This window comes from Simplicispira sp. 125, from assembly GCF_003096555.1.
Classification (GTDB): domain Bacteria; phylum Pseudomonadota; class Gammaproteobacteria; order Burkholderiales; family Burkholderiaceae_C; genus Simplicispira.
In genome coordinates this window covers 12,674-38,240 of sequence record NZ_QEKM01000001.1, presented here as the reverse complement: position 1 = coordinate 38,240, position 25,567 = coordinate 12,674, and the positions used below count along the sequence as shown (strand labels likewise).

23 protein-coding genes and 1 tRNA gene are annotated in these 25,567 nt (G+C 63.0%); 14 read left to right on the top strand and 10 right to left on the bottom strand.

From position 1 onward, the window contains the following. Window positions 1-46: 46 nt before the first annotated feature. From C8D04_RS00180 to serA, 3 genes are all read right to left on the bottom strand, one after another. Entirely contained in the window at window positions 47-484 is a 438-nt protein-coding gene (locus C8D04_RS00180; RefSeq protein WP_116003059.1) for an HIT family protein, read from the bottom strand. Then, complete coding sequence (locus C8D04_RS00175) at window positions 481-4,398, bottom strand: FAD/FMN-binding oxidoreductase (RefSeq protein WP_116003058.1); 3,918 nt, start codon at window positions 4,396-4,398, stop codon at window positions 481-483. Before C8D04_RS00175 ends, C8D04_RS00180 begins: the two co-directional genes overlap by 4 nt. 136 nt (window positions 4,399-4,534) lie before the next feature. Continuing rightward, window positions 4,535-5,764 (bottom strand): phosphoglycerate dehydrogenase, encoded by a 1,230-nt coding sequence (gene serA, locus C8D04_RS00170; protein ID WP_116003057.1) that lies wholly within the window; start codon window positions 5,762-5,764, stop codon window positions 4,535-4,537. Between the two features lie 278 nt (window positions 5,765-6,042). Here serA and ugpB point away from each other — a divergent pair, with 278 nt between their 5' ends. The 5 genes from ugpB (at window position 6,043) to ugpQ (ending at window position 11,206) form a co-directional block, all read left to right on the top strand. Then, entirely contained in the window at window positions 6,043-7,356 is a 1,314-nt protein-coding gene (gene ugpB, locus C8D04_RS00165) for a sn-glycerol-3-phosphate ABC transporter substrate-binding protein UgpB (protein WP_116003056.1), read from the top strand. Window positions 7,357-7,464: 108 nt separating this feature from the next. Beyond that, on the top strand, window positions 7,465-8,346 hold the full coding sequence (ugpA, locus tag C8D04_RS00160) for a sn-glycerol-3-phosphate ABC transporter permease UgpA (protein WP_116003055.1): 882 nt from the start codon (window positions 7,465-7,467) through the stop codon (window positions 8,344-8,346). A 167-nt stretch (window positions 8,347-8,513) separates the two neighbouring features. Continuing rightward, window positions 8,514-9,365, top strand: a complete 852-nt coding sequence (gene ugpE / locus C8D04_RS00155) for a sn-glycerol-3-phosphate ABC transporter permease UgpE (protein WP_116003054.1) — start codon at window positions 8,514-8,516, stop codon at window positions 9,363-9,365. Window positions 9,366-9,426: 61 nt separating this feature from the next. Next, window positions 9,427-10,431, top strand: a complete 1,005-nt coding sequence (locus tag C8D04_RS00150) for a sn-glycerol-3-phosphate import ATP-binding protein UgpC (RefSeq protein WP_116003053.1) — start codon at window positions 9,427-9,429, stop codon at window positions 10,429-10,431. 10 nt (window positions 10,432-10,441) lie between these two features. Beyond that, entirely contained in the window at window positions 10,442-11,206 is a 765-nt protein-coding gene (gene ugpQ, locus C8D04_RS00145; protein ID WP_116003052.1) for a glycerophosphodiester phosphodiesterase, read from the top strand. A gap of 12 nt (window positions 11,207-11,218) precedes the next feature. Here ugpQ and C8D04_RS00140 read toward each other — a convergent pair whose 3' ends face one another. Then, on the bottom strand, window positions 11,219-11,497 hold the full coding sequence (locus C8D04_RS00140) for a hypothetical protein (protein ID WP_116003051.1): 279 nt from the start codon (window positions 11,495-11,497) through the stop codon (window positions 11,219-11,221). A gap of 69 nt (window positions 11,498-11,566) precedes the next feature. Here C8D04_RS00140 and hemA point away from each other — a divergent pair, with 69 nt between their 5' ends. The 6 genes from hemA to C8D04_RS00110 all read left to right on the top strand — a co-directional run bounded on the left by hemA (window position 11,567) and on the right by C8D04_RS00110 (window position 17,847). Next, window positions 11,567-12,865, top strand: coding sequence for a glutamyl-tRNA reductase (gene hemA, locus C8D04_RS00135; protein ID WP_116003050.1), 1,299 nt, complete (start codon window positions 11,567-11,569; stop codon window positions 12,863-12,865). A gap of 58 nt (window positions 12,866-12,923) precedes the next feature. After that, window positions 12,924-14,009 carry a peptide chain release factor 1 gene (gene prfA, locus C8D04_RS00130; protein ID WP_116003049.1) on the top strand — a complete coding sequence of 362 codons (1,086 nt, stop codon included), beginning with the start codon at window positions 12,924-12,926 and terminating at the stop codon, window positions 14,007-14,009. 72 nt (window positions 14,010-14,081) lie between these two features. Next, on the top strand, window positions 14,082-14,909 hold the full coding sequence (gene prmC / locus C8D04_RS00125) for a peptide chain release factor N(5)-glutamine methyltransferase (RefSeq protein WP_116003048.1): 828 nt from the start codon (window positions 14,082-14,084) through the stop codon (window positions 14,907-14,909). A gap of 56 nt (window positions 14,910-14,965) precedes the next feature. Further along, window positions 14,966-15,283 (top strand): Grx4 family monothiol glutaredoxin, encoded by a 318-nt coding sequence (gene grxD, locus C8D04_RS00120; protein WP_116003047.1) that lies wholly within the window; start codon window positions 14,966-14,968, stop codon window positions 15,281-15,283. Between the two features lie 155 nt (window positions 15,284-15,438). Next, window positions 15,439-16,440, top strand: coding sequence for an AAA family ATPase (locus C8D04_RS00115; RefSeq protein ID WP_116003046.1), 1,002 nt, complete (start codon window positions 15,439-15,441; stop codon window positions 16,438-16,440). A gap of 90 nt (window positions 16,441-16,530) precedes the next feature. After that, entirely contained in the window at window positions 16,531-17,847 is a 1,317-nt protein-coding gene (locus C8D04_RS00110; protein WP_116003045.1) for a hemolysin family protein, read from the top strand. A gap of 21 nt (window positions 17,848-17,868) precedes the next feature. Here the strand turns inward: C8D04_RS00110 and C8D04_RS00105 are convergent, their stop codons facing one another. Both C8D04_RS00105 and C8D04_RS00100 read right to left on the bottom strand, forming a co-directional pair. After that, the gene (locus C8D04_RS00105; RefSeq protein WP_116003044.1) at window positions 17,869-18,498 is read right to left on the bottom strand and encodes a lytic transglycosylase domain-containing protein; all 630 of its coding nucleotides are present in this window, start codon (window positions 18,496-18,498) and stop codon (window positions 17,869-17,871) included. Then, window positions 18,495-20,240: a proline--tRNA ligase gene (locus C8D04_RS00100; protein WP_116003043.1), complete on the bottom strand. Its 1,746-nt coding sequence runs from the start codon at window positions 20,238-20,240 to the stop codon at window positions 18,495-18,497. Before C8D04_RS00100 ends, C8D04_RS00105 begins: the two co-directional genes overlap by 4 nt. A 90-nt stretch (window positions 20,241-20,330) precedes the next feature. Between C8D04_RS00100 and C8D04_RS00095 the strand changes: the two genes are divergently transcribed. Next, window positions 20,331-21,017: an RNA pyrophosphohydrolase gene (locus C8D04_RS00095; protein WP_116003042.1), complete on the top strand. Its 687-nt coding sequence runs from the start codon at window positions 20,331-20,333 to the stop codon at window positions 21,015-21,017. A 139-nt stretch (window positions 21,018-21,156) separates the two neighbouring features. On the opposite strand, the gene proB is transcribed toward C8D04_RS00095, so the two are convergent. The 4 genes from proB to rplU form a co-directional block, all read right to left on the bottom strand. After that, window positions 21,157-22,311, bottom strand: a complete 1,155-nt coding sequence (gene proB, locus C8D04_RS00090; protein ID WP_116003041.1) for a glutamate 5-kinase — start codon at window positions 22,309-22,311, stop codon at window positions 21,157-21,159. Between the two features lie 62 nt (window positions 22,312-22,373). After that, entirely contained in the window at window positions 22,374-23,447 is a 1,074-nt protein-coding gene (gene cgtA / locus C8D04_RS00085) for an Obg family GTPase CgtA (protein WP_116003040.1), read from the bottom strand. Window positions 23,448-23,664: 217 nt separating this feature from the next. Continuing rightward, the gene (gene rpmA / locus C8D04_RS00080) at window positions 23,665-23,925 is read right to left on the bottom strand and encodes a 50S ribosomal protein L27 (protein ID WP_116003039.1); all 261 of its coding nucleotides are present in this window, start codon (window positions 23,923-23,925) and stop codon (window positions 23,665-23,667) included. A gap of 16 nt (window positions 23,926-23,941) precedes the next feature. After that, a complete protein-coding gene (rplU, locus tag C8D04_RS00075; RefSeq protein WP_116003038.1) occupies window positions 23,942-24,253 on the bottom strand; it encodes a 50S ribosomal protein L21 in 312 nt (103 codons plus the stop codon). 249 nt (window positions 24,254-24,502) lie between these two features. Here rplU and C8D04_RS00070 point away from each other — a divergent pair, with 249 nt between their 5' ends. Further along, window positions 24,503-25,432, top strand: a complete 930-nt coding sequence (locus tag C8D04_RS00070) for a polyprenyl synthetase family protein (protein WP_116003037.1) — start codon at window positions 24,503-24,505, stop codon at window positions 25,430-25,432. 26 nt (window positions 25,433-25,458) lie between these two features. Then, window positions 25,459-25,535, top strand: a tRNA-Pro gene (locus C8D04_RS00065). Window positions 25,536-25,567: the final 32 nt, after the last annotated feature.

Genomic DNA, 25,567 nt, shown 5'->3' with positions numbered 1-25,567 from the left:
CAAGCCAGCCGCTGGCGTGGGAGTGAATGTGCAGCGGAACGGGGGGTCAAGCGCCCAGTGCAAGCCCCAGCTTTGCGCGCAAAGACGCATCCAGCCCCGGCAGGCGCTCGCGCACGGCGTCTTCCTGCAGCATGGCCCGGGGTCGCTGCGCTGCCACCCACACGGGCGCGGGAAAGTGGCTATCCCAGTCAAAGCGGGCAATCACATGCCAGTGCAGGTGCGGCACCATGTTGCCCAGCGCGGCCAGGTTGATCTTGGTGGGTGCCAGATGGTCGCGCAGCGCCTGCTCCACCACCGTGACGGCGTCCATGCAGTGCTGGCGGTCGGCGCTGCTCAGGCCCGAAAACTCAGCCACATGGGCATTCCACACCACGCGGTAGAACGCCGGGAAACCCGCTTCGTCGGCGCGGATCACGCGCAGCTTTGCACCGCGCCAGACGAGCTGGCCGCCATCGGTATCGCACAAGAGGCAGGCGACCGTCATACGAGGACGCGCTCGATGCCGCCCTGGTTGGCGCGCTGCACGTATTCGGGCAGCCAGTTCTCGCCCAGGATTTGCTTGGCCATTTCGATGACGATGTAGTCGGCTTCGAGCAGGCCGTTTTGCAGATCGTCTTCGTAGCGCTTGAGGCCCTGCAGGCAACTGGGGCAGCTGGTGAGAATTTTCACGTTGTCCTTCGCCCCCACGGCGCCGCTGGCACGCAGTTCGGCCTCGCCCTTGCGCATCTCTTCTTCCTTGCGAAAGCGCACCTGGGTCGAGATGTCGGGGCGTGTCACGCCCAGCGTGCCCGACTCGCCGCAGCAGCGTTCGCTCTTGAGCACCTTGTCGCCCACCAGGGCGCGCACGGTTTTCATCGAGTCGCCCTGCTTCATGGGGTTGTGGCAGGGCTCGTGGTACAGGTAGCCACCCTGCCCGGCTGGCAGCGTGATGCCTTTTTCGAGCAGGAATTCGTGGATGTCGATGATGCGGCTGCCCGGGAAGATCTTGTCGAACTCATAACCCTGCAGTTGGTCGTAGCAGGTGCCGCAGCTGACCACCACGGTTTTGATGTCGAGGTAGTTCAACGTGGTGGCCACGCGGTGGAACAACACGCGGTTGTCCGTGATCATCTTGTCGGCCTTGTCCTGCATGCCGCTGCCGCGCTGCGGGTAGCCGCAGCACAGGTAGCCTGGCGGGAGCACCGTTTGCACGCCCGCGTGCCACAGCATGGCCTGGGTGGCCAGACCCACCTGGCTGAACAAGCGCTCGGAGCCGCAACCGGGGAAATAGAACACGGCCTCCGTGTCGCCCGTGGTGGCGGCTGGGTTGCGGATGATGGGTACGTAGTCCTTGTTCTCGATGTCTAGCAACGCACGCGCGGTCTTCTTGGGCAGTCCGCCCGGCAGCTTCTTATTGACGAAGTGGATCACCTGCTCCTTGACCGGCGCCGGGCCCACCGAGGCGGGCGGGCGCTGCGTCTGGCGGCGCGAGATGCCGCGCAGCAAATCCACCGCAATCCGCTGCGCCTTGAAGCCCACGCCCACCATGGCGGCGCGCAGCAGCTTGATGGTGTCGGGGTTGGTGGCGTTGAGCATGGCCATGGCCAGCGTGTTGCCGGGACGCCAGGTTTTCTTGCCCATCTTGCGCAGCAGGTTGCGCATGTTCATGGTGACGTCGCCAAAGTCGATCTTCACCGGGCAGGGGTTGTAGCACTTGTGGCACACGGTGCAATGATCGGAGACGTCTTCAAACTCTTTCCAATGCTTGATGGAAACACCCCGTCGCGTCTGCTCCTCGTACAAGAAAGCCTCGACCAGCAGCGAGGTGGCCAGGATCTTGTTGCGGGGCGAATACAGCAGGTTGGCACGCGGCACGTGCGTGGCGCACACGGGCTTGCACTTGCCGCAGCGCAGGCAGTCCTTCACGCTGTCGGCAATGGCGCCAATGTCGCTCTGGCGCATGATCAGCGATTCATGCCCCATCAGGCCAAAGCTGGGCGTGTAGGCGTTGGTCAGGTCGGCATGCAGCAGCGCTGAATTTATAGTGTTTTTAGCCTCTAACGCTTTACCATCAAGCGCTACCCGCTCTTTATTTCGGAGCAACTTACCCTTGTTGAAGTGGCCCTGCGGGTCCACGCGCTGCTTGTATTGCGCAAACGGGCGCAATTCTTCGTCGGTCAGATATTCGAGTTTGGTGATGCCAATGCCGTGTTCGCCCGAGATCACGCCGTCCAGGCTGCGCGCCAGCACCATGATGCGGGCCACCGCCTCGTGCGCGGTCTGCAGCATCTCGTAGTCGTCGCTGTTGACGGGGATGTTGGTGTGCACATTGCCGTCGCCTGCGTGCATGTGCAGAGCCACCCACACGCGCCCCTTGAGCACGCGCTGGTGAATGGCGTTGCACTCGAGCAGCAGTGGCGCAAAGGCGTCGCCCGAAAAAATGTCCTGCAGCGGCGCGCGGATCTGCGTTTTCCAGCTCGCGCGCAAGCTGTGATCCTGCAGCTGCGGGAACAGCGCTTGCACGCCTTGCAGCCAGCCGACCCACAGCTGGCGGGCCTGCTCGACCACGTCCAGGGCCTCGGCGACGCGCTCTTCCAGCAGCTCGGGGGCGGCAGTGTCAACATCGCCCGCGCCGCGGGGGCCCAGCGGCAGGTTGCCCTGGCGCAAAAAGGCATCCAGCTCGGCGCACAAGCGCAGCTTGTTGCGCAGGCTCAGCTCGATGTTGATGCGCTCGATGCCGTCGGTGTATTCGGCCATGCGCGGCAGCGGGATGACTACGTCTTCGTTGATCTTGAAGGCGTTGGTGTGGCGGCTGATGGCTGCCGTGCGCTTGCGGTCGGCCCAGAACTTTTTGCGCGCCTCGGCTTGAATAGCGATGAAGCCCTCGCCGCTGCGCGAATTGGCAATGCGCACCACCTCGCTGGTGACGCGCGCCACGGCATCGGCATCGTCGCCGGCAATGTCGCCAAACAAGACCATTTTCGGCAAGCCGGCGCGCTTGGACTTGGTGGCATAACCCACGGCTTTCAGATAGCGGTCGTCCAGGTGCTCCAGGCCGGCCAGCACCACGCCCGAGCGCTTTTGCTCGGCGAACATGAAGTCCTTGATCTCGACGATGCTGGGCACGGCGTCTTTGGCATTGCCAAAAAACTCCAGGCACACGGTGCGCGTGTGCTCGGGCATGCGGTGCACCACCCAGCGGGCGCTGGTAATCAGCCCGTCACAGCCCTCCTTCTGGATGCCGGGCAGCCCGGAGAGGAACTTGTCGGTCACGTCCTTGCCCAGGCCCTCCTTGCGGAAGGTTGTGCCGGCAATGTCCAGCCGCTCGGTACGCAGCAGGGTCTTGCCGTCGGCCTCGAAATATTGCAACTCGAAGCTGGCCATCTCCGCGTCATGGATCTTGCCCAGGTTGTGCCGCAGGCGCGTCACTTCCAGCCACTGGGCATCCGGGGTCACCATGCGCCAGCTGGCCAGGTTGTCGAGCGCCGTACCCCACAAAACAGCCTTCTTGCCACCCGCGTTCATGGCGACGTTGCCGCCAATGCACGAGGCCTCGGCGCTGGTCGGGTCCACCGCAAACACGTAGCCACCGCGCTCGGCGGCGTCGGCCACGCGCTGGGTCACCACGCCGGCCTCGGTCCAGATGGTGGCCACCTCGTGGTCAAGACCCGGCAGGCGCCGCATCTCCACCTCGGTCATGGCTTCGAGTTTTTCGGTGTTGATGACAGCACTGCGGTCTGTCAGCGGAATGGCGCCGCCGGTATAACCCGTGCCGCCGCCCCGCGCGATGATCGTCAGGCCCAATTCGATACAGCCCTTGACCAGGCCCGCCATCTCGGCCTCTGTGTCGGGCGTGAGAACGACAAAGGGGTATTCGACGCGCCAGTCGGTCGCATCGGTCACGTGGCTCACGCGCGAGAGGCCGTCGAACTTGATGTTGTCACCGGCCGTCAGGCGCCCCAGCACACGGCGCGTTTTGCGGCGCAACTGTGCGACATCCTCAAAGGACGCATCAAAGCGCTGCACGGCGCTGCCTGCGGCCTGCAGCAAGCCGCCCACCAACGCATCGCGGGCGGCGTCGCTTTCAGGGGTGCGGCGCTTTTGCACCTCGCCCAGACGGTGCTCCAGGGCCTGCACCAGCTGGCGGCGGCGCTGGGGATTGTCGAGCAGGTCGTCCTGCAGGTAGGGGTTGCGCTGCACCACCCAGATGTCGCCCAGCACTTCATACAGCATGCGGGCCGAGCGGCCCGTCAGGCGCTCCTGGCGCAGTTGCTGCAGGATACCCCAGGCATCTTCGCCAAGCAGGCGGATGACGATCTCGCGGTCCGAGAAGCTTGTGTAGTTGTAGGGGATTTCGCGCAAACGCACGGGCTCGGGGGCCTGCGCCATCAGGGCGGCCAACGCGGTGGGAGCATTCATTCGGTAAAACCTGGGGTAAGGGCGCGCGCCCGGTGGCCTGGGAAACTCGGGGCTGCGTATTTTAAGGTGGCCCAACGGAAAACGCCCTTGCACGGCCCCAAGGGCCAAGGCAAGGGCGCCAAAACCAGCAAAAAGCCTAGAACAGCACGCGGCAGCGCAGCGTGTTGGGCACCTGCTGCAGCTTTTGCAACGCCAGCTCGGACGAGGCAGCATCGATGTCGATCACCACATAGCCAATGGCTTCGTTCGTCTGCAAGGACTGCGCGGCCACGTTGATGTGGTTATCAGAAAATACACGGTTGATTTCGGCCATGACACCCGGCACGTTGCGGTGCACATGCAGGATGCGGTGCTTGCCGCGCTGCGCCGACAAGGCCACTTCGGGGAAGTTGACCGACGAGATGGTGGTGCCGTTGTCGCTGTATTTGACGAGTTTTTCCGCCACTTCCAGGCCGATGTTGGCCTGCGCCTCCAGCGTGGAGCCTCCAATGTGCGGCGTGAGAATCACGTTGTCCAGGCCGCGCAAGGGCGAGACAAACTCGTCCTTGTTGCTGCGCGGCTCGACCGGGAACACGTCCACGGCTGCGCCCAGCAGCTTGCCGTCTTTCAACGCCTGGGCCAGGGGCTCGATCTCGACCACGGTGCCACGCGAGGCGTTGATGAGGATGGCGCCCTGCTTCATGGCCGCAATCTCGGCGGCGCCCATCATCCACTGCGTCGAGGGCAACTCGGGCACGTGCAAAGTCACGATATCGCTGGTTGCCAGCAACTCCGGCAGCCCTGCGGCCTGGCGTGCATTGCCCAAGGGCAGCTTGGCCACCACGTCATGGAACTGCACCTGCATGCCCAGTGCCTCGGCCAGCACCGACAGCTGCGAGCCAATCGCACCATAGCCGACGATGCCCAGCGTCTTGCCACGCACCTCGAAGGCGTTGTCGGCCGACTTGAGCCAGCCGCCCCGGTGCGCCACGGCGTTCTTTTCGGGCACACCGCGCAGCAGCAAGATGGCCTCGGCCAGCACCAGTTCGGCCACTGAGCGGGTGTTGGAATACGGCGCATTGAAGACCGCAATGCCCCGATCGCGCGCGGCCTTCAGGTCGACTTGGTTGGTGCCAATGCAAAAACACCCGATGGCCACCAGCTTGTTCGCATGCGCCAGCACCTCGGCCGTCAGCTGCGTACGCGACCGGATGCCGATGAAGTGCACCTCAGCAATACGCTCGATGAGTTCCTCCTGCGGCAGTGCGCCAGAGAGGGACTCGATCTGGCTGTAGCCCGCGTTGCGCAGCACCTGCAGTGCGGAAGGGTGCAGGCCTTCGAGCAGAAGAAACCTGATTTTGCTTTTATCCAGCGATGTGGGGCCCATGTCGATCCTGATGCGATGCGAGACGGGTCGGCTGTAAAGACTGCCCGTCTCTGGTGAATGTGCGAAATGATCGTAGCATGGTGCAGCGCACAAAACCGGCGGCTGGAGAGGCGCCACTAACTGCGTCATGGGCAAATATCCCCCGATAAAACGGGGTTTACCCGCTGGAGGAATCGGGCCAGCATGGTTACAAAAGTCCCTTGGCTGTGTGACAGTCATGGTTCTGTCATGCTGCCACCCTACGATGAATCGTTGTCCATTTGCACGAGGAGATACCCATGAAACACCGCTCCCTGGCCCTTTGCGCTGCCGCGGCCCTGTTGGCCAGCACGGCCGCCCAGGCACAGACCGAAATCCAGTGGTGGCACGCCATGACCGCTGTGAACAACGAGTGGGTCAACGATCTGGCCAACCAGTTCAATGCCAGCCAGAGCGAATACAAGGTCATCCCGACGTACAAGGGCACCTATGACGAGAACATGACCGCTGCCATTGCCGCGTTTCGTTCGGGCAATGCGCCGCACATCCTGCAGGTGTTCGAGGTGGGCACCGCCACCATGATGGCCAGCAAGGGCGCCACCGTGCCCGTGGGCAAGGTGATGAGCGACGCGGGCCTGGCCTTCGACCCCAAGGCCTACATCCCCGCCGTGGCCGGCTACTACACGGCGCCCAGCGGCCAGATGCTGAGCTTCCCGTTCAACAGCTCCACCACGGTTTTTTATTACAACAAAGACGCTTTCAAGAAGGCCGGTCTGAACCCGGACAAAGCCCCCGCAACCTGGCCTGAGGTGTTCGACGCGGCCAAGAAACTCAAGGCCAGCGGCAGCACCTGCCCGATGACGCTGGCCTGGATGGGCTGGACGCAGCTCGAGAGCTTCTCCACCTGGCACAACGTCGAGTTCGCTACCAAGGCCAACGGCCTGGGCGGCATGGATGCGCGACTCAAGATCGATTCGCCCCTGCACGTGCGCCACATCGACAACCTGGCCAAGGCGGCCGCAGCGGGCGAGTTCGTCTACAAAGGCCGGGGCTCGCAGGCGCAAGCGTCATTCGTCTCAGGCGAATGCGCCATGATCCAGACGTCTTCGGGCTTCTATGGCGATGTGGCCAAAAATGCCAAGTTCGCCTATGGCCTGGCACCCATGCCCTACTACGCCGACGTGAAGGGCGCACCGCAAAACACCGTGATCGGCGGTGCCAGCCTGTGGGTGATGGCGGGCAAGAAGCCTGCCGAGTACAAGGGTGTGGCCAAGTTCTTTGACTTCCTGTCGCAGACCAAGGTACAAGCCGCCAGCCATCAGCGCACGGGCTACCTGCCCATCACGCTGGCCGCCTATGACCTGACCGAAAAGTCGGGCTTCTACAAGGACCGCCCTGGAACCGACGTAGCGGTGCAGCAGATGATCCGCAAAACGACCGACAAGTCACGCGGTATTCGCCTGGGCAACTATGTGCAGATCCGCACCATCGAGGACGAAGAGCTCGAACAGGTCTGGTCGGGCAAGCAGACGGCCAAGGCCGCATTGGGCAACATCGTGCGCCGGGGCGATGAGCTGCTGGTGCGCTTTGAGCGCGCCAACAAGGGAAAATAAAGCGCGGGGCACCTGAAAGCGCGCTAGCGCGCTGATGGCCCGCAACTGGTCAGCCCGCCGAACAAGCCCCCAGGGGCCTCGGCGGGCGTCTTCTTTTTTTGAGCTCTCATGGAAAAACGTGTTCTTTTCCGATCGGCCTGGCTGCCCTGGGTGCTCATGGCGCCCCAGTTGGTCATCATCAGCGTGTTCTTTTTCTGGCCCGCCAGCCAAGCACTTCTGCAATCCATGCAGGTGCAAGACGCATTTGGGCTGTCCACCGAATGGGTGGGTTTTCAGAATTTTCTCCAGCTCTGGGACGATCCCACCTACCTGGCATCGTTCAAGACCACGGCCTGGTTTTCGGTGCTGGTGGCCGGGCTGGGCATTGGCATCTCGCTGGTGCTGGCCATTTTTGCCGACCGCATCATGCGCGGCGCCATGGTCTACAAGACGCTTTTGATCATGCCGTACGCGGTGGCACCGGTGATTGCGGGCGTGCTATGGGTGTTCATCTTCTCGCCCTCGATTGGCGTGGCAACGTTTGGCCTGCGCGCCCTTGGTGTGGACTGGAACTACCTCATGAACGAGGGCCAGGCGATGACACTGATCATCATCGCCTCGGTGTGGAAGCAAATCTCCTACAACTTCCTGTTCTTCCTCGCCGGGCTGCAGTCCATTCCCAAATCTTTGATCGAAGCGGCTGCCATTGACGGCGCCGGCCCGCTGCGCCGGTTCTGGAACATCCAGCTGCCGCTGCTCTCGCCGACCACTTTCTTTCTGCTGGTGATCAACATCGTCTACGCCTTTTTCGACACCTTCGGGATCATCGACGCGACCACCTCGGGCGGCCCCGGGCAGTCGACCTCGATCCTGGTCTACAAGGTATACCAGGACGGCTTCAAAGCGCTGGACCTGGGCGGCTCGGCGGCGCAATCCGTGATCCTGATGATCATCGTGGTCGCCTTGACCGTGGTGCAGTTCCGCTATGTCGAAAAGAAAGTGCAGTACTGAAATGGCCCCCACGCTCATCGCTTCGCGTATCGCTGCCCCCCGAGGGGGAGCGTCAGTGCCTTCGGGCGGCCGGGCGGCACTGCCATGACCCCCACACTCATCGCTTCGCGCATCGCTACCCCCCGAGGGAGAGCGTCAGTGCCTTCGAACAGCCGGGCGGCACTGCCATGATTGACCGCCGCCCCTGGCTCAACGTTCTGTCGCATGCCGTCATGGTGTTTGGCGTGCTGATCGTGGCCTTCCCGCTGTACCTGGCCTTCATCGCCTCGACCCACACCGCGCAAGAGATCGTGCAAGCCCCCATGCCGCTGCTGCCGGGCAGCAATACGTGGGAAAGCTACAAGGCTGCATTGCTCGGATCGGGCAAGCTGGGCTCCAACACCACGGTGGCGCACATGATGTGGGTGAGCTTTGTCACCGCCATGGTGATCACGATCGGCAAGATCGCCATCTCACTGCTCTCGGCGTTTGCCATCGTGTTCTTCCGCTTTCGCTTCAAGATGCTCTGCTTCTGGGCCATCTTTGTCACGCTGATGCTGCCCGTGGAAGTGCGCATCCTGCCGACCTACAAAGTGGTGGCCGACCTGGGCATGCTCAACAGCTACGCAGGCCTCACGCTGCCGCTGATCGCGTCCGCCACCGCCACCTTCCTGTTCCGCCAGTTCTTCCTGACGGTGCCGGACGAGCTGGTGGAAGCCGCCCGCATGGACGGCGCAGGGCCGATGCGTTTCTTTAAGGACGTGCTCGTGCCGCTGTCTAAAACCTCGATCGCCGCGCTGTTCGTCATCCAGTTCATCTACGGCTGGAACCAGTACCTGTGGCCGCTCTTGATGACCACCAGCGAAGACATGTACCCGGTGGTGATCGGTATCAAGCGCATGGTCGCTGGCGGCGGCGAGGCCGCCATTGACTGGAACGTGGCCATGGCCACCGCCATCCTGGCCATGCTGCCACCGGCCTTCGTGGTCGTGCTCATGCAAAAGTGGTTCGTCAAGGGCCTGGTCGATACCGAAAAATAAGAACATTTCGACTTCTAACGCTTATCTGCATTACGCAAACAGCTACAAAAACAAGAGCATCATGGCATCTATTTCTCTGCGCAACATCATCAAACGCTACGGCCATGGGCCCAAGGCCAACCAGGTGATCCACGGGGTCAGCGCCGAAGTAGGCGATGGTGAATTCGTTGTCATCGTCGGGCCGTCCGGTTGCGGCAAATCGACCTTGTTGCGTATGGTGGCCGGGCTGGAGGAAGTCTCGGGCGGCGAGATCGCCATCGGCAGCCGCGTGGTCAACAACCTGGAACCCGCCCAGCGCGACATCGCCATGGTGTTCCAGAACTACGCGCTGTATCCGCACATGAGCGTGTTCGACAACATGGCCTATGGCCTGAAAATCGCCAAGGTGCCCAAGGACGAGATCAAGACGCGGGTCGACAAGGCGGCGAAGATTCTGGAACTGGGCCATCTGCTCGAGCGCAAGCCGCGCGAGCTCTCCGGCGGCCAGCGCCAGCGCGTGGCCATGGGCCGCGCCATCGTGCGCCAGCCGCAGGTGTTTTTGTTCGACGAACCGCTGTCCAACCTGGACGCCAAGCTGCGCGCCCAGACCCGTCTTGAAATTCAGAAACTGCACCGCGAGCTCGGCATCACCAGCCTGTTCGTCACACACGACCAGGTCGAAGCCATGACGCTGGCGCAGCGCATGATCGTGATGAACGGCGGCCACATGGAGCAGTTCGGCACCCCTGAAGAGGTCTACCACCAGCCCGCCAGCGTCTTTGTGGCCAGCTTCATCGGCTCGCCCCCGATGAACCTGCTGCGCCACGCGCCGGGTGCGCGCCCTGGCACGCTGCTGGGCATCCGCCCCGAGCACCTGGATGTGGGCACAGACGGCTGGGAGGTCACGGTGGATACGGTGGAACTCTTGGGCGCCGAGCGCCTGATCTACGCCCGAGTCGATGGCGAGCCGCTCATCGTGCGCGTGGAAGAAGGCACGCACGCCCCCCAGCCCGGCGACATTTTGCATGTGGCCCCGCGTGAGAACCGCCTGCACTGGTTCAATACTGAAACCGGCAAACGCCTCTGAGCCCACCGCCATGCATACACCGTGGCCCTACCCCCGCTGGATCGCCCACCGTGGCGCTGGTACGCTGGCTCCTGAAAACACCCTGGCCGCCTTCCGCCTGGGAGCCCAGCACGGCTACCGCATGTTCGAGTGCGACGCCAAACTCTCCCACGACGACGTGCCCTTTTTGATGCACGACGCCACCCTCACGCGCACCACCAACGCCGCCCTGGTGCTGGGTGCCGGTGCCAGCACCACCGGTGGCGACCATCCCTGGGGCCAGCTGGCGCAGCTGGATGCGGGCCGCTGGCATGGACGCCAGTACGCAGGCGAGCCGCTGCCCCTGCTTTCGAACATCGCATGCTTTTGCCTGGCCAACCGTTATTTCCTGAACATCGAGATCAAGCCCACGCCCGGGCAGGAAGAAATCACCGGTCGCGTGGTGGGCGAGCATGCGGCGCAACTGTGGCACGGGCAGGCCGTACCACCGCTGCTGTCATCCTTTCAACCCGAGGCCCTGGCCGGCGCCCAGGCCACGGCACCGCACATCCCCCGTGCGCTGCTGGTTGACACATGGTGGGACGGTTGCCTGGACATGGCCCGGCAGCGCGGCTGCGTGGCCCTCGTGTGCAACCACGCGCTGTGGGACGCCGCCCTGGTGCGCCAGGTGCACGGCCTGGGCCTGCGCTGCCTGAGCTATACGGTGAACGACGAATGGGCCGCGCAGCGCCTGATCGCCCTGGGCACCGACGGCATCATCACCGACCGGGTGGATCTTTTCAGCCCGGCCGACTGAAAACAAAGCGGTTCAACCGCGCCAGCCGCGCCGCAGCACCCACTGGCAGGTGGCGCACGCCAGCACCAGCGCGGCATAGGTCAGCAACTTGCCGTCGCGCCCCAGCCACCACAGGCCCGCAGCCAACACCCCGCAGCCCACCGCAAAAACGATAGCTGCTTGCGCCCACCAGGAGAGCGCCGCAGCCGATTTGCCCATTAGCCAACGGCTCCCCGGCGCCAACAAAACGGCCAGGACAGCCGCAGGAGCGACGAAATTGAGCAGGTGGTTCAGGGCGATCAGTGGGTCCATAAAATGACGTAAATCAAGACTTGCGCAGTCGGTGTCACTCCCTACGCATAACAATTTTATAATCTGGACATGTCTGTCTGGGCCCTTGGCATCAATCACACGACCGCGCCGCTTGATCTGCGCGGCCGTTTTGCGTTTGCCCTCGACCAGATTGCCCCCACCCTGCAGGGCCTGCGCCAGTCTTTGGGCGAAGGCAGCCCGCACGGCAAAGTGGAGACAGCCATTGTCTCCACCTGCAACCGCACCGAAATTTATTGCGCAGGCGAACAGCCCGCGCTGGACCACACGCTGGGCTGGCTGGCCCACAGCGGCGGCGTCAGCCCCGAGCTGCTGCGTTCGCACTCTTACGTGCTGGAAGAAGGCCCCGTAGCGCGCCACGCCTTCCGCGTGGCCAGCGGGCTCGACTCCATGGTGCTGGGCGAGCCGCAGATTCTGGGACAAATGAAAGATGCCGTGCGCGCCGCCGAAAGCGCGGGCGCCCTGGGCTCCACACTCAACCAGCTGTTCCAGCGCAGCTTTGCCGTCGCCAAAGAGGTACGCACCTCCACCGAAATCGGCGCCCACAGCATCAGCATGGCCGCCGCCGCCGTGCGCCTGGCCAGCCAGTTGTTTGAAGATCTGGGCAAGACGCGCGTGCTGTTTGTCGGTGCGGGCGAAATGATCGAGCTGACCGCCACGCACTTTGCCGCGCGCAACCCCAAAGCCATCGCCATTGCCAACCGCACCCTGGAGCGCGGTGAGAAGCTTGCCACCCGCTTTGGCGCACAGGCCATGCGCCTGGCCGACCTGCCCGATCGCCTGCACGAGTTCGACATCGTGGTGAGCTGCACCGCCAGCAGCCTGCCCATCGTAGGCCTGGGCGCTGTCGAGCGCGCGCTCAAAAAACGCCGCCACCGTCCGATGTTCATGGTCGATCTGGCCGTTCCGCGCGACATCGAGCCCGAAGTCAAACAGCTTGAAGACGTCTACCTCTACACCGTGGACGATCTGGCCGGCGTGGTGCAAACCGCCCAGGCCAGCCGCCAGGCCGCCGTGGCGCAGGCCGAGGCCATCATCGATGCGGGCGTGCAAAGCTTCATGCACTGGATGGACCAGCGCGACCCAGAGCACGGCGTGGTGCCGCTGATCCGCCAGATCAACGGACAGGCCGATACCTGGCGCGCCATCGAAATCGCCCGCGCCCGCAAGCGCCTGGCGCGGGGCGAAGACCTGGACGCGGTGCTCGAAGCCCTCTCGCGGGGTGTGGCCCGCAAGATGCTGCACGGCACCATGGCCGAATTGCGCAACGCTGACACCGCAGCGCGCGCACAGACCGCAAACACGGCCTCGCGCCTGTTTCTGCGTTCTCAAAGCAAAAAACCGCTTTAGCGCCCACCCTGCGTGCGCCAGTAGCTACATTTTTTGTAGCTCAACACACTTTCTCTGCATGAAACCTTTTCTCCGCAACCAGTTGGAGCGCTACGCCCGGCGCCTGCAGGAGCTCGACTTCCTGCTCTCGCGCGAAGACATCATGGCCGACATGGCGCAATACCGCGTGCTCTCGCGCGAGCACGCCGAGGTCACGCAGATTGCTGGCCGCTACGCCCGCTGGTGCCAGCGCACCGATGACCTGGCCGGTGCGCGCGAGATGCTGCAAGACGCCGACATGGCCGACATGGCGCAGGAAGAAATCAACAGCTGCGAAACCGAGCTGCAGCAACTCGAAGATGAACTCCAGCGCCTGCTGCTGCCCAAGGACCCTGACGATGCGCGCAACGCCTTCCTGGAAGTTCGCGCGGGCACGGGCGGCGACGAGTCGGCCCTGTTCGCGGGCGACTTGGCGCGCATGTACATGCGCTACGCCACCAACGTCGGCTGGAAGGTCGAAGTCGTCAGCGAGAGCCCGGCCGAACTGGGTGGCTACAAGGAAATTGTGCTGCGCATCGAAGGCGAACAGGTTTACGGCCAGCTGCGCTTTGAATCCGGTGGCCACCGTGTGCAGCGCGTGCCTGTCACCGAAACCCAGGGCCGTATCCACACCAGCGCCTGCACCGTGGCCGTGATGCCCGAGCCCGATGAGCGCGAGGCCATCAAGATCAACCCGGCCGACCTGCGCATCGACACCTTCCGCGCCAGCGGCGCCGGGGGCCAGCACATCAACAAGACTGACTCGGCCGTGCGCGTGGTGCACCTGCCCACCGGCATCGTGGCCGAATGCCAGGACGGCCGCAGCCAGCACGCCAACAAAGCCAAGGCACTGCAGGTGCTGCAGGCGCGCATCCACGAAAAAGAACGCAGCGAGCGCGCCGCCAAAGAGGCCGCCGAGCGCAAGGGCCTGATCGGCAGCGGCGACCGCAGCGACCGCATCCGCACCTACAACTTCCCGCAGGGGCGCCTGACCGACCACCGCATCAACCTCACGCTGTACAAGCTGCTGTACGTGATGGAGGGCGACCTGGGCGACGTGCTGCAAGCCCTGCAACACGCCCGCGAAGCCGAGCAATTGGCCGAACTGGAACACAGCACGGCGTGATCCAGAGTTGAGATAAAAACAACCTCCAACGCTTACCCATCAAGCGCTGACAGCTATTCATTCAGAAGCACCATGACCTTGCAGCAGGCCCTGTCCACCGCCCTGTCCCAGGGCCTGGCACGCATCGACGCACAGATACTGCTGCTGCATGTGCTGGGCCGCGCTGGCCACGACCGTGCCTGGCTGATCACCCACGACACCGATGCCCTTCCCCCGGCTTTGCAAGCGCAGTTTGAAGCCCTGTGCCAGCGCCGCCGGGCGGGCGTACCCGTGGCCTACCTCACAGGCCGCAAGGCGTTCTACGGGCTGAAGCTGCAGGTGGATGAGCGCGTACTCGACCCCCGTCCCGACACCGAAACCCTGGTGGACTGGGCCCTGGAAGTCCTGGCCCACCAACCCGCACCGCGCGTGGTGGACCTGGGCACCGGCAGCGGCGCCATCGCCCTGGCCCTGCAGCAGCAGCGCCCTGACGCCCAGGTGCTGGCCGTGGACGCCAGCACGGACGCCCTCATTGTGGCGCAGGCCAACGCCACGCACCTGGGCCTGCCGGTGCATTTCCACCATGGGCACTGGCTGCAGGGGCTGGCAGGCGGTTTTGATGCCATCGTATCCAACCCGCCCTACATTGCCGCCGCCGACCCGCATCTGGCCGCCCTCACGCACGAGCCGCTCGCGGCCCTGGCCAGCGGCGCCGACGGCCTGGACGACCTGCGCAGCATCATCGCGCAGGCCCCGGCCCATCTGGCGCCCGGCGGCTGGCTGCTGCTGGAACACGGCCACGACCAGGCCGATACGGTCGGCGCCCTGCTCCATGCGGCAGGGCTGGAGCAGGTGCAAAACCGCAAAGACCTCGCCGGCATCGTGCGTTGCTCGGGCGGCCAGAAGCCAACAGTGAAATAATCCCCCCTTTTACCCTTCCCCACCCACCGGGCCTTGCGGCCCCTCTCGGAGCCTCCATGAGCGATACCCACAAGCGCATCGACGATCTCGTCAAGACCAACGACATCCTGCTGTTCATGAAAGGCACGGCCAGCTTCCCGATGTGTGGTTTCTCCGGCCGCGCCATCCAGATTTTGAAGGCCTGCGGCGCCGATCCCAAGGCCATCACCACGGTCAACGTACTGGACGACGACGAAATCCGCCAGGGCATCAAGGACTACAGCCAGTGGCCCACCATTCCGCAGCTCTACGTCAAGGGCGAATTCATCGGCGGCTCGGACATCATGATGGAGATGTACGAGTCGGGCGAACTCAAGCAGACGCTGGGCACCTGAGCCCGCACAGGCCGTTGTGTTGCCTGATCCCCAGCCGCCTCCGGGCGGCTTTTTTCATGGGCGCAACAGCAGGGTTTTCACAGGGTAGTTTCTGCATTGAGATCCGAGCGCTTGTATGCTTGAATGGGATCGTTTCTTCACTGCAGGAGCATGCCATGACCCGCCATAGCCTTGTTCCCCAGACCCTGAGCCTGCCTGTGGCCCAGATGCGTAGCGTGTTCTGCACCAGCGATGTGGAACGCAAGCTCGCCCGGCTGCAGGACGCCGGCCAGCCGCGCGATTTCGACAACCTGCGCAGCATGTACGAACGCATGCTGGAGCGCGGACCCGAACGTTTCCAGGTCAAGCCGCAGGGCGTGCCCGACATGGCCGTCCTGTACGACCGGCTACCCAACTTCACCGAGGTGCTCGACGATGTGCGCCGCCACGTTGCCCTGGCGCAGGACAGCCGCGACGGCCTGGAGGTCACGCCCATGCTGTTGCTGGGGCCACCCGGCATCGGCAAGACCCATTTCGCCCGCCAGCTGGCCGAATTGCTGGGCACAGGCATGAACCTGCTGCCCATGAGCTCGATGACGGCCGGCTGGCTGCTCTCGGGCTCCTCCTCCCAATGGAAGGGCGCACGCCCCGGCAAGGTCTTCGAGGCGCTGGTGGAAGGTGAATACGCCAACCCCGTGATCGTGGTGGACGAGATCGACAAGGCCAGCGGCGATGCCCAGTACGACCCGCTGGGCGCGCTCTACAGCCTGCTGGAGCACGACACAGCACAGAACTTTACGGACGAATTCGCCGAGGTGCCCATCGACGCCAGCCAGGTCATCTGGATCACCACGGCCAATGACAGTCGGGGCATCCCCGACCCGATCCTCAACCGCATGAACGTGTTCGAGGTGCAAGTGCCCACCGTGGAGCAGGCGCGCAGCATTGCCCACATGCTCTACACCGGCATCCGCGCCGCACATGACTGGGGGCGGCTGATCGATCCCGAACCGCAGAGCGATGTGCTGGACTGCCTGTCCCATATGCCCCCGCGCGAAATGCGCCGCGCGCTCATGGCCGCCTTTGGCAATGCCCGGCTGGACCACCGCTGCACGGTGGAAGTGGCTGACCTGCCCAAGGGCGCCGCCGGTCGCAGCCGCATCGGCTTTATGCAATAGCGCTCGCGCCCTTCAGCGCGGGCTGGACGGACCGGGCGGGCAGATACACTCGCTCTACCGGTGTGCCGCAGGCCACGCTCTGCCTTTTTCATGACACTGACGCAAAGCCTCTTCGTGATCGGGCTGCTGATTGCAGCCAGCGCTTTCTTTTCGATGGCCGAAATCTCACTCGCGGCCGCGCGGCGCTTGCGCCTGCGCCAACTGGCCGACGAAGGCGACGCACGCGCCGAACGGGTGCTGCGCGTGCAGGACCAGCCCGGCGACTATTTCACGGTGGTGCAGATCGGGCAAAACGCGGTGGCCATCCTGGGCGGCATCGTGGGGGAAGGCGCCCTCAGCCCGTATTTCAGCGCCCTGATGGAACTGTGGCTTTCCAGCAAAACGGCGCAGACGGTGGGGTTTCTCGCATCCTTCACCATCATTACCTCGTTGTTCATTCTTTTTTCAGACCTGTTCCCCAAGCGCCTGGGCATGGCCAGGCCGGAGCGGCTGGCGGTTGCCCTGGTGCAACCCATGGCGTGGTGCATCACGCTGCTGCGGCCGGTGGTCTGGCTTTACAGCCGGGCGGCGGATGTGCTGTTCAGGGTGCTGGGCCTGTCCTCGCTGCGCGACGACCGCATCACCTCCGACGACATCCTGGCGACGATGGAGGCCGGCGCCCGCGCCGGTGTGCTGGCCGCGCGCGAGCAGCAGGTTATTACCAATGTTTTTGAGTTGGACACGCGCACCGTCTCCAGTGCCATGTCGCCCCGTGACCGGGTGGCTTTTTTCCTGCGCGACGAGTCCGACGCCGTGATCCGCCTGCGCATTGCCGCCGAGCCTTTCTCGACCTACCCCGTCTGCGAGCGCGATATCGACCACGTGGTGGGCTATGTAGACGCCAAGGATTTGTTCCAGCGCGTACTCAACAACCAGCCCATTTCGCTGCTGGACGACAGCCTGGTGCGCAAGGTACTGATCGTTCCCGACCGGCTTACCCTGTCAGAAGTGCTGGAGCAATTCCAGCAGGCGCACGAGGATTTCGCTGTCATCGTGAATGAGTACAGCCTGGTCGTCGGCGTGGTGACGCTCAACGATGTGATGAGTACCGTGATGGGCGACCTCGTGGGCAATGAAGACGAAGAACTGATCGTGCGGCGCGATGACAACTCCTGGTTGATCGACGGTGTCACGCCCATCGAGGATGTACTGCGGGTGCTCTCGCTCGACGATCTGCCGCACGCCGGAGAATACGAAACCCTGGCCGGCTTTCTCATGGTGATGCTGCGCCGCGTCGCTCGGCGCACCGACAGCGTGGTGTGGGGCGGCTACAAGTTCGAAGTATTGGATGTGGACAGCTACCGCATTGACCAAGTCATGGTTTCGCGCCTGTCTGCCGCCACACCGCCGGAAGCAGCAAGCACCTGAAATGCAGGTTCAGCCAGTCGCCTAGCCTTCGAACCGCCAGTTGCGCTGCGCCGAGAACACAGCGTTCGGGTAAGGCGCCCGGCCCCGGCTGCCGTTGTAGCGGCCCAGGGTCATGTACAGGTCGCCGCGCTCCCTGTCCATGTAGTGGCGCAGGATCACACAACCAAAGCGCAGATTGGTCTGCATGTGAAACAGCGTGCCGGGATCGCCATCACCGATGAGCCGTGTCCAAAATGGCATGACCTGCATGTAGCCGCGGGCGCCCACGCTGGAGACAGCAAATTTGCGGAAAGCGCTTTCCACCTGGATCAGGCCGAGCACCAACGAGACATCCAGCCCCGCACGTCCGCTTTCGTACCAGACCGTCTGCAAAAAATCGCGCCGCACCTCCCAATCAGGTTTGCGACGACGCAGGCGGTCACTCATGGCGCCCAGCCAGCGCAGGTAGTGCAGGCGCGCTTCGGTGGAGGCAAAAATGGGCTCAGGCGGCGCCCGGTTGCCAATGGCAGAGCTCAGTGCCGTGCGCACCGAATCCATGAGCGGCTCCTCCAGCTGCCTTCCCGCGTGCGCCTGCCCCGGAACCGCCAGCCAGGCCGCAGGCCCGGCAGCCAGCGAAACGAGGCAGGCGCGCCGCGAGATGCCTGGGATCATCGGGCCAGACGGCCCAGGACATGGGCCAGGATATCGGACACGGCCACCTTGGTGGCGGCGCTGTCGCGGCGGTGCTGGTATTCGACCTGGCCGTCCTTGAGGGCGCGGTCGCCAATGGTCACCCGGTGCGGCACGCCGATCAGTTCCCAGTCGGCGAACATGGCGCCGGGGCGCTCGCCCCGGTCGTCCAGGATCACGTCCACGCCAGCGGCCTGCAACTGCGCATACAGCTGCTCGGCCTGGGCCTTGACCTCGGGGAAACGCTCGGGCGTGATGGGGCAGAGCGCCACGGTGAAGGGGGCAATAGCGTCGGGCCAGATGATGCCGCGCTCGTCGTGGTTCTGCTCGATGGCCGCCGCCGGCAGGCGCGTGATGCCGATACCGTAGCAGCCCATCTCGAAATGGGCGGGCTTGCCGTCCTCGCCCAGGAAGGTGGCGTTCATGGCCTTGCTGTACTTGGTGCCGAGATAAAACACATGGCCTACTTCGATGCCGCGCTCAATCGCAAGTTCTCCTTGGCCATCGGGTGAGCGGTCGCCCACCACCACGTTGCGCAGGTCGGCCACCAGGGCGGGCTCGGGCAGGTCGCGGCCCCAGTTCACGCCGGTCATGTGGAAATCGACCGCGTTGGCGCCGCAGATCCAGTCGGCCATCACGGCCACCTCGCGGTCGGCCACGATGCGCACCGGCTGGCGCAGCCCGATGGGACCCAGGTAGCCCGGCGTGCAGCCAAAATGCGCCTCGATCTCGGCCACGGTGGCAAAGCGGAAACCCGCATCCAGCCCTGGCACCTTGGCCACCTTGATCTCGTTCATGTCGTGATCACCACGCAGCAGCAGCAGCCAGACTTCGCTTTTGACGATCTCACCAGCCTCGTTGGTCTCGTCGGTCGCCAGCACCAGCGACTTCACCGTGCTCTGCAGCGGTACGCCCAGCAATTCGGCCACATCGGCACAGGTGGCCTTGCCCGGCGTGGGCGTCTTGGCCATGGCTTGTGCTGCAGCGGGGCGCGGACCGGCGGGCGCCAGGGCCTCGGCCTTTTCCATGTTGGCTGCGTAATCGCTGCCCGGGCAGAAGACGATGGCGTCCTCACCGGTGGCGGCGATCACCTGAAACTCTTCGCTCAGATCGCCGCCAATGGCGCCGCTGTCGGCCGCCACTGCACGGTACGTCAAACCAAAGCGGTCAAAAATACGCCGGTAAGCCTGCGCCATGACCTGGTAGCTGGCCTTGGCGGCAGCCTGGTCGCGATCAAAGCTATAAGCGTCCTTCATGGTGAACTCGCGCCCGCGCATCAGGCCAAAGCGGGGGCGGCGTTCGTCGCGGAACTTGGTCTGGATCTGGTAGAAATTCTTGGGCAGCTGCTTGTAGCTGCGCAGTTCCTGGCGCGCAATGTCAGTGACCACTTCCTCACTGGTGGGCTGGACGACATAGTCACGGCCATGGCGGTCCTTGATGCGCAGAAGCTCTGGGCCCATGCTCTCAAAACGCCCCGTTTCCTGCCACAGCTCGGCCGGTTGCACCACCGGCATGGTCAGCTCCACGGCACCGGCGCGGGTCATCTCCTCCCGTACGATGGCCTCCACTTTCTGGATCACCCGCAAACCCATGGGCATGTAGCTGTAGACCCCGGCACCGAGCTTCTTGATCAACCCCGCGCGCGTCATGAGTTGGTGGCTGACCACTTCGGCATCGGCCGGCGCTTCTTTGAGGGTGGAGATAAAGAACTGGGAGGCTTTCATCGGGCAATTTCAGGCGGTTGGGGCTGGTCCCCTTGCTGCAGGCAAGGTGCCGTGCATAATGGACACAGTTTAAAAATTTGGGGTTCGATTATGCTTGACCGGGACGGCTTTCGGCCGAACGTCGGCATCATCCTGCTCAACCAGAGAAACCAGGTGTTCTGGGGCAAGCGCATACGCACCCACAGCTGGCAGTTTCCGCAAGGCGGCATAGACCGCGGCGAATCGCCTGAACAGGCGATGTTCCGGGAACTCCACGAAGAAGTAGGCTTGCACCCCAACCACGTTCGCGTGGTTGCCCGAACCCGGGATTGGTTGCGCTATGAGGTGCCTGACCGGTACATCCGCCGCGACGCGCGCGGACACTACAAGGGCCAGAAACAAATCTGGTATCTGTTACAACTGATGGGGCACGATTGGGACCTGAACCTGCGTGCCACCAATCACCCCGAGTTCGACGCTTGGCGTTGGAACGACTACTGGGTTCCGCTTGACGTGGTGGTGGAATTTAAACGGGGCGTCTATGAAATGGCACTGACCGAACTTGCCCGGTTCTTGCCACGCCATGAACAGCGCAATCGCTACTTGCGCAGTGGCATGCGTGCGCGTGAACACGAGTTGTCTGGAGGCGGCATGCACCGCACCGGTGGTTTACTGCTGCATCCCGGTGTGGAGTTGCCGCCTGGCGCCAGCTTTGACCCCGATCCTCAATCGGCCAGCCGTTCGCCCGCCGAATCATCTGCTGATCCTGCACCACACTCGCCCTCGGCGCCGCAATAGGGATGGTTCGCCCTGCAAGCAACAGCAGGGCGAAAAACGGGAGTGGTTCGCGGGCTTGCGCAACAATGGAAGCCCCGCAGTTTTTGAGGCTCCGCACGCACCCACCGTCCCGTGTATGGAGCAGTACGGCAATGCAGGGCTACGCCCCAGTCGTCAGCACCATGTTGTCACGGTGTACCATTTCCGCTTCAGCCGTATAGCCCAGCAACCGCTCAAACTCGGACGATGGCTTGCGGCACAGCAGGCGAGCCTCGGCGCTGGAATAGTTGGCCAACCCCCGCGCAAGCTCTACGCCAGCAGGGTCGCGCACCGCAATCACATCACCACGTGAAAAATCACCCTCGATCCCGGTCATGCCAATAGGCAGCAAGCTTTTACCTTCACCGCGCAGCTTGGCAGCAGCGCCAGCATCCACAGTAACGGCTCCACGCAATTGCAGGTGGTCGGCCATCCACTGCTTGCGGGCCTGCTGCTTGGCAGTCTGTGCCACCAGCAGCGTGCCAATGGCTTCGCCCTGAGTCAGCCGCAGGAGCACATCGGGTTCACGACCCCAGGCGATCACGGTGGATGCTCCGGAACCAGCAGCGCGCCGCGCCGCCAGAATTTTGGTCAACATACCCCCACGTCCAATGCTGGAGCCAGCGCCCCCCGCCATGGCCTCCAACGCAGGATCACCCGCACGGGCTTCGTGCACAAACTGGGCTTGCGGGTCATGTCGCGGATCGGCAGTGTACAAACCCTTCTGGTCTGTAAGGATGACAAGCGCATCGGCTTCCACCAGATTGGCCACCAGCGCGCCGAGCGTATCGTTGTCACCAAACTTGATTTCGTCATTGACGACAGTATCGTTCTCGTTGATCACGGGCACGACGCCCAGAGTCAGCAAGGTCAACAAGGTCGAGCGCGCATTCAAATAGCGCTCCCGATCAGCCAGGTCTGCATGTGTCAGCAGCACCTGTGCACTGCCTGCGCCGTTTTCGCGCAGCTTGGTCTCGTACATCTGCGCCAGGCCCATCTGCCCAACAGCGGCGGCGGCCTGCAACTCATGCACCTCGCGAGGGCGCACGGCCCAGCCCAGGCGCTTCATGCCTTCGGCGATGGCGCCACTGGAGACCATGATGACCTCGCGCCGCCCCCCGCCCTCGCCGCGCACCAGGGCCGCCAGTTGGCGGCTCCACTCGCCAATAGCGACCTCGTCCAGCCCACGGCCTTCGTTGGTGACCAGGCTGGACCCCACCTTGACCACGATGCGGCGCGCGTTACGCAACACGGTTGAACTATTTTTTTGATCCATTAAGGCCTCAGCGCCCATCAATAAAGCGGATACAGCTATCAATATCGCAGCAAATAACTGCGTCAGGCAGGCGCATCACCGGCAAAGCGGGGATCCACCTCGGCCACAGGGGCCTGCTCCGCCAGGTGTTGAGCCTGGACATGGCGGAAAACCGCATGGATCAACGGCTCACACCCTTCACGCGTCAGTGCCGAAATTTCGAAAACAGGCCCCTTCCAGCGCAGACGCTTGACAAAATCAGCCACACGCGCAGCCCGCTCTTCGGTCGGCACCATGTCCAGCTTATTCAACACCAGCCAACGGGGCTTCTTGTACAAACCCGTATCGTATTTTTTGAGTTCCCCCACGATGGCCTTGGCTTGTGCGACGGGATCGATGCTGTCGTCAAACGGCGCCATATCGATGATGTGCAGCAACAGGCGGGTGCGTTGCAGGTGGCGCAGGAACTGGTGTCCCAGGCCTGCTCCTTCGGAAGCACCTTCGATCAATCCGGGAATATCGGCGACCACAAAACTCTGCTCAGGCCCCACACGCACAACGCCCAAATTGGGGTGCAAAGTGGTGAAAGGGTAGTCTGCGATCTTCGGGCGTGCATTGGAAATCGCCGCGATCAGGGTCGATTTACCCGCGTTGGGCATGCCCAGCAAACCCACGTCAGCCAACACTTTCAGTTCAAGCTTGAGGCTTTTCTTCTCCCCAGGCCAACCCGGTGTCTTTTGCCGAGGGGCGCGGTTGATGGCGCTCTTGAACCGCATGTTGCCAAAACCGCCATCGCCGCCTTTGGCGATGGTGATGACCTCACCAGGCGTGAGCAACTCGTACAGAACCTCGCCGGTTTCAGCGTCGCTGATGATGGTTCCCACGGGCATCTTCAGCGTGATATCGCTCCCCGCTGCGCCGAACATGTCCGATCCCATGCCATGCTCGCCACGCTTGGCTTCGTGGCGACGCGAGTAGCGGAAATCCACCAATGTGTTCAGATTGGGGTCGGCTACTGCGAACACATGCCCGCCGCTTCCACCGTCACCGCCATTGGGCCCGCCGAATTCCTTGTATTTCTCATGCCGGAACGACACGCAACCATTGCCGCCGTCACCGGCAGAAATGTCTATGTAGGCTTCGTCGACGAATTTCATGGGGGTTCCAATTTACAAAACGGCAGCCTGCATACGCCAGGCGCCAGCCCCAATAGTAAGGGCGAGGATCCTGTGGGCGCCAGGCTCAGCGGTCTGTGTGCCATTTCAGTCTCTTCACTTACCCGTACGGAAAAAACGAAGCCCCGGCATTGCGGGGCTTGTTGTATTTCACGATCCATTCGGGATCACGCCGGGGCGCTGAAGCAGCAAATATGCTTCAGGCTGCAGATGTCACGTTGACCGTGTGCTTCGACATTGCGCCCTTGACCGCAAACGACACATGGCCGTCTACCAAGGCAAACAGCGTGTGGTCTTTGCCCACGCCGACGTTGAGGCCGGGGTGAAACTTGGTACCGCGCTGACGCACGATGATGGAGCCCGCGCTGATCAGCTCACCGCCGAACGCTTTCACACCGAGCATTTTGGGCTTGGAATCGCGCCCGTTTCGCGTAGAGCCGCCGCCTTTTTTCTGTGCCATGACTTAAGCTCCTTCTTTAACCGGCGATGTCGCCGATTTGCAGTTCGGTGAACTGCTGCCGGTGACCTTGGCGTTTTTGATAGTGCTTGCGACGGCGCATCTTGAAGATGTGCACTTTGTCGTGTTTGCCGTGTGCCACAACGGTGGCTTTCACAGTTGCGCCGGACACCAGGGGCGTACCAACCTTCAGTTCAGCGCCGTTGCCGACAGCCAGAACCTGGTCGATGACGATTTCCTGGCCTACGTCCGCAGCAATCTGTTCTACTTTAATTTTTTCGCCGGAAGCAACGCGATACTGCTTGCCGCCGGTTTTTATGACCGCGTACATGTTGACCTCTTCGTACTCTAGTACTTGCGTACCTTGAAGAAACTTCCATGGAAGGATTTCCACAGAGCCAGGGATTATAGCACTGCCAGATGCACCCCCTTGCCCCCTGCTTGTGGCAGCCGCACATCCCATGCAACGAGGGTGGCGCGCTTCCTATAATCCACAGCATTGCTTGCGACCACCATCTTGACTGCCACCACCCCCCCGCCCGTTTCCGCCCCCTCTCCTCTTGCGCTTATTGCCAACGACATGCGCGAGGTGGATCTGGTGATCGCCCACCGACTGGCCTCTGACGTTCCGCTGGTCGGCCAGATATCCCAATACATCATTGCAGCCGGTGGGAAACGCCTGCGCCCTGCTTTGCTGCTTCTGGTGTGTGGAGCCCTGGCCTACAAAAATCCCCAGCGCTTTAACCTGGCCGCCGTGGTCGAATTCATCCACACCGCAACCTTGCTGCACGACGATGTGGTCGACGCCTCCACACTGCGTCGCGGACATGCCACAGCAAATGAAACTTTTGGTAACCCCGCCAGCGTCCTGGTGGGAGATTTTCTCTACTCGCGGGCTTTCCAAATGATGGTGGACGCAGGGCAAATGAGGATCATGCAGATTCTTGCAGACGCGACCAATGTCATCGCCGAGGGCGAAGTCATGCAATTGATCAATATGCACGACGCCTCACTGAACGAGGCCGGATACCTGCAGGTAATCCGCTCCAAGACGGCCAAACTGTTTGAGGCCAGCGCCCGCCTGGCCGCCGTTCTTGCAGGCAGCGATGTCGTTATCGAGGAAGCCTGCGCAACTTACGGTCAAGCCCTGGGCACCGCCTTCCAGATCATTGACGACGTGCTCGATTACGATGGAGACGCCACCGAAATGGGGAAAAACCTGGGTGATGACCTGCGCGAAGGCAAGGCAACGCTCCCCTTGATTGCAGCCATGCAGCGCGGCTCTACAGCCGATGCAAGCACCGTGCGGCACGCCATTGAAAACGGCAGCACCGAACAACTCGACGCCATCCTGAATATCGTCCGTAGCACGGGCGCTCTCGATATTGCACGGGACGCAGCCGCCGCAGAAGCACGCCGCGCCATTGCCGCAGCGAAGCACCTTCCAGCCAATGAATACAGCGCCGGATTGATACAATTAGCCGCTCAGCTACTAGGGCGCCGCACCTGATCTCAGGAGCAGAGGGCTCAGCCTATCGGGGTGTAGCTTAGCCAGGTAGAGCGCTACGTTCGGGACGTAGAGGCCGGAGGTTCGAATCCTCTCACCCCGACCATATCCCAATATCCAGCTGCATCCAGCAAAACG